Here is a 13,659-nt window from a genome sequence, read left to right as displayed (position 1 = left end):
TAAAGTTGAGCAAAAGAAGCCTTGGAAAACCGTTTGTTTATGGAGAATACGGCACGCTTCGCGCACGTATACAAAAGTGTAAATGCGGTTTTAGATATTAGGAGTGTGTGTTAGCAAATTATTTGAAACACACAAATATAAAGCGTTAAAAGTTGTAGAGAAACTCCTATTTCTCTGTAACAGCATCACGCCTTTATTGCTATGTGTCAAACAATTATTACTATTCACGATGACAAAGATACAATAAATATTATAAAATGAACCCAAGAAGAACGAAAATTTTTATATTGAGACATAAATAAAACGGTACTTGGAGTAGATGCATCTCTGCCCAAGTGCCGTTATCCTTTCAGCAATATTACGCTTATAGCCTTTATCCTGTTCGACAACTCTTGTAATTCTCCTCCAGTATCTTCTCCAAGTCCGAAGCCTTGTAGAGTATCTTTCCTGCAAACTGTGTGTAGGGGATAATCTTCCTGTCTCGGTAGTCCTGCAAGGTACGGGGACTGATGTACAGCCGCTCGCACACTTCCTTGCCCGTAAGGAAAAGCTCACCGGCAAAGAGCGGCTTGTGTGTCTGTGCCACTTCCTTAATTCTCTTGCTTACTCCACTGATAGCGGACAGCACTACCTGCATATCGTCCGCTTCCATATTCAAATTTCTTATCTGTTCCATAATCTACGTGTTTATTTTATTTTTCCGTTTTTGATTTCTCTGATTTGGTCTGAAGCAATGCTTCCACATCCTCACGCTTGTAATAGCACTTGTGTCCAATTTGTGTAAACGGCAGCACACCCGTATCACGATAATGCTGCAAGGTGCGCTTGCTGATGTTCAACAGCCGGCACACATCTCCGTTGTGCAGCCAGTCCGTGTGCTTACTCTTTTCTCCGAATGCCTTGTGGCAGCATTCTGCAAGGCTCAAAATTTCATCTCGAAGCTTTGCCCAATTGGTTTCTGTAATGATGTAATAGTTCATAATTTTATATTGTTATTGTTTGTTGTTTCAAATCTTTCCAGTTTCCATCGGCAAAGATAATGGCGTGCGTACACCTCTCAAAGCCATGGGGAACAGTAGGGAAGTATCGGGAACAATCGGGAAAAGAGCAATCCGTTTCATCAGTTCACATTTGCATTTTCCTGTCCCGTCTTTTTTCTTTCATTGCAAAGACAATCCAAGCGAGTGTAGAGGAAAGTTCACTTATCCTTTGCCGAGCGCAGCTTGTCTTATGCAAAATTAATATTGGATATTTCTTATTCCATCACTTTTCATTCAAGTGGCAGCTTGTGGCGCTATGACTGGGACAAAAGAGACAGATTGATATTCTCGTTACTACCCAAATGAGGCTAACAAGATAATCAAAGCAAACGACTGCATCTGAAAGCAAACAACGACATCGATATTCCAGCCAACCTTTTCTTCTGACTATCCGATTTTTGCTTAATGAGGCAATAAATGCTCTTCTTTTTGACTTGCTTCCCTAAGAATTTAGCAGCAGACTGACGCAACATTATGCAAGAAGCCTCTGAATGCTTGGAAGTTACGCATTCTCACCCTAACTTCACTCTTGGAAACCAATTCAAGGAAATAATGAAAAGAGAAGCAGATGCAGGCAATATAAACGACAGGCGAAATCACAATCGCAGGGGTAGCTCGTCCAAGAATGCAGAGATAGAAGCCTATCTCTCCATGCATTATGAGTTCAGATACAACACGGTATTGGGAAGAACCGAATACCGTAATAGGAGTTGTAGTCATTTTGCAAAGGTTGGTCGTTATGAAATCAACACGCTCCGTAGGGAACTCGATTGCGATGAAGGCATATCGACTTCCTCCGAGAACCTGTATTCCATCATCGAGAGCAGTTTTTCTCCGCGCATCAATCCCATACAGGAGTATTTCAAAGGATTGCCACTGATAGATATAGGCGATGATAGTAGCTGTGGTGGTAGTTACAGCAGTAGTGTTGTGCCTCCTTCCTTTTTATTGAAAGCTATTCCCGATTTGGCAAGCTGCGTGGTTGTCCGTAACTCCCAAAAATGGCTGCCGTATCTCACCAAATGGCTTGTGGCAGTGGTTGCCAATGCAATGGACGACCGCGAGTGCCGTAACCACACCTGCCTCGTGCTGACAGGCGAACAGGGCAAGTTCAAGACCACGTTCCTAGACCTGCTCTGTCCACCTGCCCTACATGGTTACAGTTACACGGGCAAGATATATCCGCAGGAGAAGGACACACTTACCTATATCGGGCAGAACCTTATCGTAAACATTGACGACCAGCTCAAAGCCCTCAACAAACGGGACGAAAACGAACTGAAAAACCTCATCACCTGTCCGATGATTAAATATCGCATGCCCTATGACAAATATGTGGAGGAACATCCCCACTTGGCGAGCTTTGTGGCATCAGTGAACGGCAATGACTTTCTTACCGACCCGACAGGCAGCAGACGGTTTCTTCCCTTTGAAGTTCTTTCCATAGACATAGAGAAAGCCAAGCGTATTTCAATGGACAATGTCTATGCTGAAGCCAAAGCCCTGTTAAAGTCAGGTTTTCGCTATTGGTTTGATGATGAAGAGATAGCCGAACTATACAGGGAGAGTGAGGACTTTCAAGTACAGACTGCAGAAATGGAGCTATTGTTGCGTTGCTTCGAGAAACCAGCGGAAGATGAAAACTATTCGTTAATGACCACTACGGAGATACTCACTTATTTGGGTGTTTATACCCACCAGCTACTTGTTGCCAAGCGTATGGGCGAAGCCTTGAAGAAAGCAGGATATATAAAGGTGAGTAAACGAAGAAACGGAGGCAGCCCCATCTATGTCTACAAGATTAGAAAAATCTTGCCATGTCCACTCATTCAAACTTGTAGTAGCCAGATGTAGTAGAATGTGTAGTATCTCCACATACCACTAACTATTGCTGATTATCAATCATTTATATTAAAATAGTATGTAGTAAGAAGAAAGATGAAAAAGTTTGGAGGGGAAAAACTTAGGAAAAGAGAATTTCATTCAAACGGCATTCAAATATCATTCAAACCAACCATTATTATTCAAATAAGAATTATCCAACCATTTAAAGTTTATGACAATGAAAGAAGAAGATTTATCATTCATCAAGCGATACCCCATTGTGGCGTATCTCGAAAGGAAAGGCAACAAGCCTGTACGCAGAACACCGACCTATGCGCTGTACCGCTCACCGCTCAGGGATGAAACACATCCGAGTTTCAAGGTGGACACAGAGAAGAACCTTTGGATAGACTATGCCGAAGGCAGGGGCGGAAGCATCATCGACCTCTGTATGCGATTGGAGAACTGCACGCTCTCGGAAGCCATCTGTCGTTTGGGGCAGACCACTTCCTTTGATACAGCGTGCAACAATGTCGTACTCTCAAAAGAGAAGGCATACAGCAGCAATGGTAGTATCAGACTACCAAAAGAGGAAATGGCAAACGGGGCGAGGAGACTGATAGATGTATCAGACATCTTACCGTCACATTTACAGGAGTATCTTACAAAGGTGCGCTGCATCAACTTGGAAAAAGCATTGCCCTTTCTCAAATCCATCAGCTATGAGGTAAGAGGAAGAAGATACGAAGCCATCGGCTTTGCCAACCTCTCCGGCGGCTATGAACTTCGGGACGACAAGACGTTCAAAGGAACGATTGCCCCAAAGGACATCACTCCGATATTTGAGGACAAAGCGCAGCCCGTCTGTCTGTTCGAGGGATTTATGGACTTTCTCTCTTTCCTTTCAATGAAAGAAGAAGTGAATAACTGCTGCCTTGTGATGAACTCTGTGAGCAACATAGGAAGAAGTATCCGCTACCTGAACAACCATCAAGTATCTTCTATCCGTACTTTCCTTGATAACGACGACGCAGGGCGGAGAGCAACACAGGAGCTGATAAAGGCAGGTTTTAAGGTAGAAGATATATCCCGATATTACAAAGACCTCAAAGACCTCAACGAGTATCATGTCAGCTGTGTTCGTGAGCAACAGAAAAAGTTGGAGAAAACACCCAAAACAAGCAATAAACCCAAACAAGTCAAACTTAAAATACGATAGAGCAATGAAAAAGATGAAAGCAAGCAGAGAGGAGATAGACCAATCCATAAAAGAAGCGTTCAACATGAACAGACAGGAAAGTAATGAAAGAACAGAAAGGAAAAGTCTTACATACTACTTGGGAGATACAGAAGATGAGGCGGAAGAACAACCACAGGCAAAATCTCCATCAAAGGAAATAGATTGCCGAGAAGTAATAGCTTCCGAGCCATCCGAACCTACACTGCACACAGAGAATGCAACCGTTCAACGGCGTATCAGTGCCAAGATGAGACGGGGAACGCTCGAAGCCTACAAACAGGCGTTCCTTGTTCCGACCAAATTGAACGACCGAAAGGCGGTTTATCTGAGCAGGGCTACGCAGGAGCGTGCCGACTTCGTCGTCCGCAGGTTGGGTGACAGGGGCAGCAACCTCTCAAGTTTCGTGGAGAACATCGTGCGCCTCCATCTGGAGGAGTACGGTGAGGACATAGAGAAATGGAGAAAGCTATAAACCGCAGAAAAAGGGACGTGGAAGGAATTTCAAAAGAATTATTTCATGCTCTAATCCTACAATTGCATTAAAATATGACGTCATTTTCTTATAAATATGACGTCTTATTTGACCAGAAATGACGTCATATTTTTGCTAAGCAGACATCTGAACGATGAGAACATCGCGAACGCTGTTAAACACAGAATGCACAGCATTCGCGTTTCAACGGCAAAACGCCTCGTGCGTAAATGGTCTTATCACTGACATTGCAAGATGTCAGTTTGTACCCACAAACTGCGCTTGCTCCCCTTGTCAGACTGTCGGGGAGGTTAGACCGTAATCACTCCGTTCTCATCGGTCAGCCATCAGGAATTAAGCAATAACGAAAAGAGGACTTTTATATGAACAGATACAATAGCAAGACTGCCCGATGGCAGCAGCAGGAGAAGAAAGAACAGCTGATGAACAAGACTGAGTTCATCAAGGTAAGATGTACCTTAGAGGAAAAGCAACGAATTAAATCAAAGGCAGAAAGCACAGGGCGGAAGTTCTCTGATTACTGTCGCGAGATGCTTCTTAATGGAGAAGTTATTTCTGTTCCTAAGATGACGGACAATGAAAAGGAAACCATAGAGGTGTTGAGACGAACAGCCTACTTCTTTACACATGTTTCCAACCTTATCAAGGTAAAGGATGATGCGTGGGTACTGATTACTCAAAGTCTTTCCTATCTGGCAAGGGAAGCTTTTAAACGTTTCTTTAATCCCAAATACCGTATTGAGGGAAGGGCAATTAAACTCTTAAATCTGATGGAGAATGATAGGAAAATGTAAGGCAATCGCGCACGGCAGCAATGCACTGGAATATATTTTCAGAGAGGGGAAACTCGATAAAGCGCTTCTCTTTCACAATCTCTGCGGCACTACGCCAAAGGAGATTTACGAGGAAATGAAGATGGTCAGCGATTACAACACACGTTGCAGAAACAAGTTCCTGCGTATCGAAATCGGCATAGCACCACAAGATGAGAAAAGATTGAGTCTTGCGTCTGTCCGTAACCTTGCGTCAAACTTTGCAATACGCATGGAACTTGCCAACCATCAATGGGTGGCAGTAACACACAAGGATACCGATAATATGCATATCCATATTATTGCCAATCGTATCAACCTGTACGGAGAAGTGTATGACACCACCTTTGTGAGTAACCGAGCAGCAAGGGTTGCAGAGGAACTCAGCCGCAAGTATGGCTTGACCATCGCAAAGGAAGTAAAGGCGGAAAGGACACACCAAAAGGCAAAAGCCAATCCGACAAGAGAACAAACAAAGCAGCAGGTGCAGAAGATATGCTATACCTTACTTGATAGGTACAAAGACCCAGGCATCGCAGGGTATTCCATGTTCCTCTATAGCCTTAGCAAGAGTGGTGTAACCATTGAACGTTTGAAAAATAAGCAGGGCAAGGTCTATGGCTTGAAGTTCTCCTACAACGGGCAATGTTTCAAGGCTTCCGAAATCGGCAGGGAGTTCGGATACCACTCTTTGCAAAAGAACTTTGAGATAGCCAACAAAGCCGAAACAAAGAAGACGATAACAAAAGCTCACACAATAGCAGACAAGACTACAAAGAATAAAGTTCAATCCGATACAGGTTATCAACTTGTTCCTCCCAGCCGTTCCTATACGTCACCTGCCAACACAAATGAAAGTTCATCTATTGCACAAGCCGTTGGCAATGTGGCAAGTACTGCCATAAATGCAGCCGAAGAGATCATTTCTGGAGCAGGCGGGTTAATCAACCCACAGACACACGGTGATGATTATGCCGAGACAGCATGGCAGCACAGACTCAGAAACCAAGCCAAGAAAAAGAAGAAAAGAGGGAGAGGATTGTAATCACTTTTCGTTATTCCTGTCTTTTCCAAAAAACGAAGACAAAGCAAAAGAGAGAAATCTTCATCAAAAACGCTTGTTATTCAAAGTAAATGATTATCTTTGTACATAGAATGATGAGCGTTCTTTGTTTGATAGAGAATGGTGACTCTTATTCTATCCTATAAAGATAAAGAGTTCTTAATAAAAGAATTTAAAGATTTATAGAATTTAAATAAAACGATTGATTTTTTAGAATCATAGAAAACAAGAATCTTATTATTTTATGTTCTAGTTAAAGACATGGACATGTAAACATCTTTCGTAAGTTGTAAGTAGTAAATGATAAAAGAAGAATGAAGGTATGGTGCAAGATATTTCAAAGGTATTATTCACAATGACTGTAACTGCACCAACATTCTTCTCACTAGCACTAACGGGAATAGTTAAAGATAGTAAGATTTACTATGATGTGTAGAGAAAATTTTGGTCAGACTACATCTGTCCTAATAGTTTTGAGTGGTGGGCTATCAATGGTAGCCTACTATTTATGTTATCTTGTATAATAGGTGTTTCTGTCTATCTTAAATATAAAAGTAGACGTTTTAAAGAGGCTAAGTCTATTGTCGCTATTTCCTATTCAAATATGTCACACCGTGGAGGAGAACAAGTTCTGTCATCTGTAATTCCATGGCTCACGGTTTTTGCGGAGAAAACAGATTTTAGAATCTTATTTTTTTGTATCGTACTACAATGTTGCCTTATCGCAATTACTAGTTACAATAATAGCAACTACAATATAATCTGTTCAATATTAGGCTATAGATATTATGAAGTACATACAGAAGAGAATACCTATATACTACTTTCTAAAAAATGTATTAGAAATAAGAATGATATAAAATTATATATAGATATAACAGATTATATGGGTTTAATTATTAAAAATAAGAAATAAATATGAGCCAATTTTATGCCTTAATGCCTGATAATACAGTGAAATATATTTCACTTAGCCAGGAAGTTATTGATGATGTAAGAAACATCTTTGTTCATGCTGCAGAAAAGCTAAAGCACGAAGATATGGAAGAAGATGAATTTAATGGGGATATATTAACTAGAAGTGGAGAGAACATTACTTATGTCAATTATTCATTACCTGATGATTTCAATAGAATACCTAATAACCAAGCCGATATGTCAGAATATGATATAGAAGGAGATATTCCTAAAAGTATTTTCTGGTATGAAAATGGTAGGTATTTTTTTCAAGTCTTTAGTAAAAGGAATATGTTATCGCGCAAGACTGTTTTAAAAGTAGAGTACGGAAACTCTTTTGCAAGGATGCGAGAAAACGCATTTATAATTGAAGATAAAGTCAATGCTATATACGAAAATGGCAGATTCTATTTTCAGAGTTATACAAGTGCAAATCAGATTTTTTCTCTAATCGATTTTGTCACAGAAGCAACTAATGGTGAAATAGATTCTTTCGGTAGGAACGAAAGCTTAGAGGTGGATACGGCCCAAATTAAGAATATTGGAAATGTTAAGACTAGACGCTTGATTAAGATATTATCTATTACCGGAAATATTTCTACATTCACAAGAAAAGCACTTGGTACAAAGAAAAACCTACTAAAGAGATATGGTATAAATGCTCGAATTGATGAAGAAGGAAAGCTTATTCTTCCAACTCGTACTGTTGCAGAGCTTAATAGAACTTTAGAGTTCTTAAATGAAGACATTTTCAGAGGAGCTATAACAAATAGCCTATATCGCTCAAATTCCAAAAAGAAAGACAAATAATAACACAAAACGAGTTTTAACATTGAGTTGGTACAAACAAAAGCAATAAATTGAACATTTTTTTCGAAGAAAACGCTTGTTATTCAAAGCAAATAATTATCTTTGCAAATAGAATAACAAGCGTTTCTTTGTTAATGCAGAAACTTGCGACTAAAAGCAATTCGCTCGTTTCCAAATCGTTACCTATTTAGTTTGTGCAACGAGGTAACTTCTTTATTTTCAATTATATACACTTTAGTAAATATCTCGCAAGGTAAAAGCTAAGAAAATGAGATGCGAAAGCTAAGAGATGGAGGAGTAAGGAGGGAAGTAGAAAGTAGTAAGGAGGAAAGTAGGAAGGAGCGAGGAGGGAAGTAGTAGGAAGTAAGGAGGGAGGCAGGAAGGAGTAAAGAGGGCAGGGGTGGAGTAGCCGAGGTAGGAAACAACCCCATCGGGGTTGGTCTGTTGGTAGGGCACGGTTGACGAATGAAATGAGCCTGCCCTGCCTAAGAGGGCCATTCATCCCTTCAACCCCATGGGGATACGTCTGTTTTTCAATCTTAATCATCACTTGTCGATGGCACAAAAAAGCAACGACCACCAAGAAATCTCTTGGTGGTCGTTGACTGTAGCGGGACCCAGGATTGAACTGGGGACCTCATGATTATGAATCATGCGCTCTAACCAGCTGAGCTATCCCGCCGTGTTTGATGCTGGTTTGCGGGTGCAAAGGTAAGAGAAAAATGCGAAACCCGCAAAAAAATGCATGTTTTTTATTCAGTTCCCTATAAAATATCGTACTTTTGTAAGCCGAGAGTTATCAACATGAGCTATTAACTCACTTGCTTATGAACAAAGAAAAACTATGTATAGAACATGAGCTCCGGTCTAATTCGGTCGGTATTATCTGGGATTTAATCAGTACCGAGGCCGGACTGTCTCGCTGGTTTGCCGACAGTGTGAGGCAAGAGGATGATCGTTTCACCTTTCTGTGGGGAGAGGTTTGGAGCCATCACGAAACGAGAACGGCCACCATTCTGAAGAAAATCAAGAACGAACTGATCCGAATCAAATGGGATGACGAAGACGGAGAGGAGGCTTATTTCGAACTGAAGATGGACAAAAGCCACATCACCAACGATTATGTGCTCACCATTACCGACTTTGCTTGGCCTGAAGAGGCGGACAGTCTGCGCACGATATGGGGCGACAGCCTGGCTCGACTGCGGCAGTCGAGCGGAATCTAAAACAATCCTGCCGTGCCTTTCGCCCTTCTTACAGTCTCTATATATAAAAAGGTGAAATCTACATATCTTTACATCCGGTATATGAAAACATTTGTTTCTCTCCTTATTTTGTTGGCTGCACTGACGGCATGCCAACCTACCGATGACGAGAAAGCGGCTCCGCTGCTCGCCAAAATCGAACGACTCAACGGTCAAGGGAGGTATCAAACGGCTTTAGACTCCATCCGTCTGCTCCGAAAAAACTTTCCACAGGCCCTGGAAACCCGTAAAAAGGCATTGATTCTGTGGCAGGAGGCTTCGCTGAAGATGGCCCAAGCGGATATTGCTAAGACCGATTCGGCACTGCAACAGGTGCTTCGAAGTTTAGAAACGGGAAAGTATGGTTTGCGCACCGCCAACCGAATGCGTGCTCGGCGCGACTCGTTGCAGATTCGTTACGACGCCCTCTGCGCAATGGTCAGGGCGATACACCGCCGGCAAAAATAAGAGGCGGTAGCCTCTATACGGCCTGACGGCAACCCGTAAGACCGTGGTCTTGTGCCTGACAGCTGCCCTTCGCCAGACGCATGAGGGGCAGAATGCCGTCGGTGCAAAAAGAGACTTCCCCTTTGTCGTTTCGCGAATAATGCGTAATTTTGCAGCAAACAGGTCACGTTCGACAGTCGGAGAAAAATCCTCGGCAGTCGGTGTGCAACAGTTTTTTGCACCAACAACTCACACAACAATGGCAGGACAAGTCACAACAGAAAGTCTGTTCCGAGACACGATGGAAGAGTGCCGATCGCTTTTCGAGAAGAAACTGCACGACTATGGCGCGTCGTGGCGCATCATGCGCCCCTCGTCGCTGACGGATCAGTTGTTGATCAAGGCTAAACGCATCCGATCTCTCGAAACAAAAAAGGCCAGTTGGGTGGGAGAAGGCATTCGTCCTGAGTTCATTGCTCTCATCAACTATGGCATCATCGGCTTGATACAGCTCGAAAAAGGCTTTGCCGACACCGTGGATATGAAGGCCGAAGAGGCTGCTGCGCTCTATCGCACGCATGCCGAAGAGGCGTTGCAACTGATGCTCAAGAAGAACCACGACTATGACGAAGCATGGCGCGTGATGCGTGTGAGCAGCTATACGGACTTGATTCTGACTAAGATTCAACGCGTTAAAGAGATGGAGGATCTGCACGAAGAGACACTCGTGTCTGAAGGAATCGATGCCAACTATCTGGATATTATCAACTATGCTGTGTTCGGAGCCATCCAGTTAAAAGAGGAAGAAGGACGGTAAACAAAACAAAAACGTGAAGACGGCAGGGTATATAGGGGTCAATGTGTGTCGATTTCTCTTGGGCATCACCTTCATTTTTTCGGGTTATGTCAAGGCAATCGACCCGCTTGGCACGCAATATAAGATAGCTGATTATCTTGCGGCGGTGAATTTAGCCGGTGTTTTGCCCGATTGGATCACGCTGACAGCCTCTGTTGGTGTATCGGCCGTAGAGTTCTCGCTGGGCATTTTCCTGCTCTTCGCCATTCAAAGGCGGCAGGTCTCGCGACTGGTTCTGCTCTTTATGGGCGTCATGACGCTCATTTCGGTGTGGCTCTTCTTGAGCAATCCGGTGAAAGATTGTGGTTGTTTCGGTGATGCCATCCATCTTTCCAACGGCGAGACCTTAGCGAAAAACCTCGTTTTGCTGGTGGCGGCGGTGGTGGTGGCTTGTCGGCCGTTGTGCATGGTGCGGTTTATCTCCAAGCCCAATCAGTGGATTGCCACCAATTATACAGTGGTGTTCATCGTCGTCTCGAGCTTGTTCTGTCTCTACGACCTACCTTTTTTCGACTTCCGTCCTTATCATATCGGAGCCGATATACGGAAAGGCATGGAGATTCCGGCAGGTGCACCGCAACCGAAGTTCGAGACAACGTTCATCCTTAGCAAAGATGGCGTGCAGCGAGAATTCGGTCTTGACAATTATCCTGACTCGACATGGGCTTTCGTAAACAGTAAAACTGTGCAGACGGAAGAGGGCTATGTGCCGCCCATTCACGACTTCGCCATCTGCGATGGCACCTCGGGAGAAGACCTGACGGCACAGATCCTGGCCAGAAAAGGCTATTCTTTTGTGCTCGTTTCGCCCTATCTCGAACAGGCCGACGATACCAATTTCGGTGCCATCGACCGGATTTACGAGTATGCACGCAGGGAAAACGTTCCCATGTTCGGCCTGACTGCCAGTCGGAATCAGGCCATCCGTCGCTGGCAAGAGCTCACTGGCGCAGAATATCCTTTCTATACAGCGGATGCTACCACGCTAAAAACAATCATTAGAAGCAACCCTGGTCTGATATTATTAAAGAATGGGGTGGTGGTGAACAAGTGGAGTCATAACCGTTTGCCCACTGAAGAGGAACTCAATGGCCCGCTCGAACAACTCGATATCGGTAAAATCAATCCTGCAAGCATCACCGAAAAAATTACGATGATTGCCCTTTGGTTTGTTCTTCCGCTGTTGTTGCTTACCCTCACAGATAGACTTTGGGCCTGGACTCGGTGGATGAAAGAGAAGAAAAGACGAAATAAGATATATCAACTTTTAAAGAAAAGAAGAAAAATGAGAAAGAAAATTGTAGCAGGAAACTGGAAAATGAACCTGAACCTGCAGGAAGGTGTGGCACTGGTTAAAGAACTCAACGAGGCTCTTTCGGCTGATCAACCTAACTGCGACGTCATTGTCTGCACTCCGTTTATCCACCTGGCAACCGTTGCAGGCTTGCTGAACGGTAAGCCAATAAGCCTCGGTGCAGAGAACTGCGCTGATAAAGAGAAAGGTGCTTACACGGGAGAAGTATCGGCAGAAATGGTGAAAAGCACCGGCGCAGAATATGTTATACTGGGCCATTCGGAACGTAGACAATATTATAGAGAGACTCCTGAGATTCTCAAAGAGAAGGTTGAGCTGGCTCTGAAAAATGGTTTGAAGGTGATTTTCTGTATCGGCGAGACCTTGGAAGAGCGTGAAGCCAACAAGCAAAACGAAGTTTGCAAGGCCGAACTCGAAGGTTCTGTCTTCCATCTCTCTGCTGAAGAGTTTGCCAATGTTGTCATTGCTTATGAGCCTATCTGGGCTATCGGAACGGGAAAAACCGCTACGTCTGATCAAGCAGAAGAGATTCACGCCTTCATCCGTTCGGCCATTGCCGAGAAATTTGGTAAAGATGTGGCCGAACAAACTTCTATCTTGTATGGCGGAAGTTGCAAAGCCAGCAACGCACCTGAGCTCTTTGCCAAGCCCAACATCGATGGTGGACTCATTGGCGGAGCTGCTTTGAAATGCGCAGACTTTAAAGGTATCATCGACGCTTGGAAGAAATAACCGGTCGTTTCAAACCTTTCGGGACGATGGATGCTGGTCGATGGCAAGCTACAAGGTCGGCTTTCTGCGGGCAACATCCATCTCCCTGCTTTTCAATCAGGAACTTATCACCCAACATTTAGCAACATGACACGATTCGTCGCTTTACTCCTCATAATGGTTTGCACTTCTTTTACTGTGGAAGCACAAACCTATACGGAACATTTGAAGAAGAAAGAACCCAACAAACAAGGCACAGTGATGGTGATACAGAGTGCCGAGATAGACGAATTGGTGAATGGACGAAGCGGCATTGTACAAGAAACAAAGCCGATAAAAAACGAAAAAAGCATACCCCAACCCGGTAAACAGTCTGCTTCTACGGGCAAAACACCGGCAGCCAGTGTAACTTCTGCAACGAAAGAGTCTGGATCTAAGCATGAAAACGACTCTGCCAGGAAAGGAGAAACACCTAAAAAGGATGTTCCGCCGCACAACAATGCCACTAAAAATGCCGATGACGACGAACTGAAAATTCCCGTTATAGACACCCGAAAGAAGGTGATGCGGGGTGGTTACAAGGTAGATGGCTATCGGGTTCAGGCCTTTGCTGGTGGCAACTCTCGCGAAGACAAACGCAAGGCGCAGCAAGCAGGCGACAAAATCAAAGCCGCTTATCCCGATCAACCCGTCTATGTACACTTCTACTCCCCCCGTTGGATTTGCAGAGTGGGCAATTACAGAAGCATGGAAGAGGCCAGTAGAATGCTCACGGCTGTGCAAGCGTTGGGTTATAAGCAAGCGGTGATCGTGAAAGGAAAGATAACAGTGCAGTATTAAAGACGTT

General features: G+C 43.7%; 13 protein-coding genes and 1 tRNA gene. 11 read left to right on the top strand and 3 right to left on the bottom strand.

The window, feature by feature from the left end:
* Positions 1 to 373: 373 nt before the first annotated feature.
* Both J5A66_RS08250 and J5A66_RS08245 read right to left on the bottom strand, forming a co-directional pair.
* Positions 374 to 676: a helix-turn-helix domain-containing protein gene (locus tag J5A66_RS08250; protein WP_211790157.1), complete on the bottom strand. Its 303-nt coding sequence runs from the start codon at positions 674 to 676 to the stop codon at positions 374 to 376.
* A 16-nt stretch (positions 677 to 692) separates the two neighbouring features.
* On the bottom strand, positions 693 to 980 hold the full coding sequence (locus tag J5A66_RS08245; RefSeq protein WP_211790156.1) for a helix-turn-helix domain-containing protein: 288 nt from the start codon (positions 978 to 980) through the stop codon (positions 693 to 695).
* 534 nt (positions 981 to 1,514) lie between these two features.
* Between J5A66_RS08245 and J5A66_RS08240 the strand changes: the two genes are divergently transcribed.
* The 6 genes from J5A66_RS08240 (at position 1,515) to J5A66_RS08215 (ending at position 8,239) form a co-directional block, all read left to right on the top strand.
* Complete coding sequence (locus J5A66_RS08240; protein ID WP_211790155.1) at positions 1,515 to 2,894, top strand: VapE domain-containing protein; 1,380 nt, start codon at positions 1,515 to 1,517, stop codon at positions 2,892 to 2,894.
* Between the two features lie 208 nt (positions 2,895 to 3,102).
* Positions 3,103 to 4,083: a toprim domain-containing protein gene (locus J5A66_RS08235; protein ID WP_211790154.1), complete on the top strand. Its 981-nt coding sequence runs from the start codon at positions 3,103 to 3,105 to the stop codon at positions 4,081 to 4,083.
* Between the two features lie 4 nt (positions 4,084 to 4,087).
* Entirely contained in the window at positions 4,088 to 4,576 is a 489-nt protein-coding gene (locus tag J5A66_RS08230; protein ID WP_211790153.1) for a DUF3408 domain-containing protein, read from the top strand.
* A 383-nt stretch (positions 4,577 to 4,959) separates the two neighbouring features.
* Complete coding sequence (locus tag J5A66_RS08225) at positions 4,960 to 5,391, top strand: hypothetical protein (protein WP_211790152.1); 432 nt, start codon at positions 4,960 to 4,962, stop codon at positions 5,389 to 5,391.
* Positions 5,375 to 6,454 carry a relaxase/mobilization nuclease domain-containing protein gene (locus J5A66_RS08220; protein ID WP_211790151.1) on the top strand — a complete coding sequence of 360 codons (1,080 nt, stop codon included), beginning with the start codon at positions 5,375 to 5,377 and terminating at the stop codon, positions 6,452 to 6,454. Before J5A66_RS08225 ends, J5A66_RS08220 begins: the two co-directional genes overlap by 17 nt.
* Before the next feature lie 936 nt (positions 6,455 to 7,390).
* A complete protein-coding gene (locus tag J5A66_RS08215) occupies positions 7,391 to 8,239 on the top strand; it encodes a hypothetical protein (protein WP_211790150.1) in 849 nt (282 codons plus the stop codon).
* Positions 8,240 to 8,847: 608 nt separating this feature from the next.
* On the opposite strand, the gene J5A66_RS08210 is transcribed toward J5A66_RS08215, so the two are convergent.
* Positions 8,848 to 8,921, bottom strand: a tRNA-Met gene (locus J5A66_RS08210).
* Between the two features lie 145 nt (positions 8,922 to 9,066).
* Between J5A66_RS08210 and J5A66_RS08205 the strand changes: the two genes are divergently transcribed.
* The 5 genes from J5A66_RS08205 to J5A66_RS08185 all read left to right on the top strand — a co-directional run bounded on the left by J5A66_RS08205 (position 9,067) and on the right by J5A66_RS08185 (position 13,652).
* Positions 9,067 to 9,465, top strand: coding sequence for an START-like domain-containing protein (locus J5A66_RS08205; protein WP_211790149.1), 399 nt, complete (start codon positions 9,067 to 9,069; stop codon positions 9,463 to 9,465).
* Between the two features lie 51 nt (positions 9,466 to 9,516).
* A complete protein-coding gene (locus tag J5A66_RS08200; RefSeq protein ID WP_371742853.1) occupies positions 9,517 to 9,951 on the top strand; it encodes a hypothetical protein in 435 nt (144 codons plus the stop codon).
* A 238-nt stretch (positions 9,952 to 10,189) separates the two neighbouring features.
* Positions 10,190 to 10,747: a DUF1599 domain-containing protein gene (locus J5A66_RS08195; RefSeq protein ID WP_211790148.1), complete on the top strand. Its 558-nt coding sequence runs from the start codon at positions 10,190 to 10,192 to the stop codon at positions 10,745 to 10,747.
* Between the two features lie 13 nt (positions 10,748 to 10,760).
* Complete coding sequence (locus tag J5A66_RS08190; protein ID WP_249109956.1) at positions 10,761 to 12,833, top strand: BT_3928 family protein; 2,073 nt, start codon at positions 10,761 to 10,763, stop codon at positions 12,831 to 12,833.
* Between the two features lie 204 nt (positions 12,834 to 13,037).
* On the top strand, positions 13,038 to 13,652 hold the full coding sequence (locus J5A66_RS08185) for an SPOR domain-containing protein (RefSeq protein ID WP_371742852.1): 615 nt from the start codon (positions 13,038 to 13,040) through the stop codon (positions 13,650 to 13,652).
* Positions 13,653 to 13,659 lie beyond the last annotated feature (7 nt).

The sequence above is a fragment of the Prevotella sp. oral taxon 475 genome (genome assembly GCF_018127805.1).
Classification (GTDB): domain Bacteria; phylum Bacteroidota; class Bacteroidia; order Bacteroidales; family Bacteroidaceae; genus Prevotella.
This window is presented reverse-complemented; position numbering and strand designations above follow the sequence as displayed.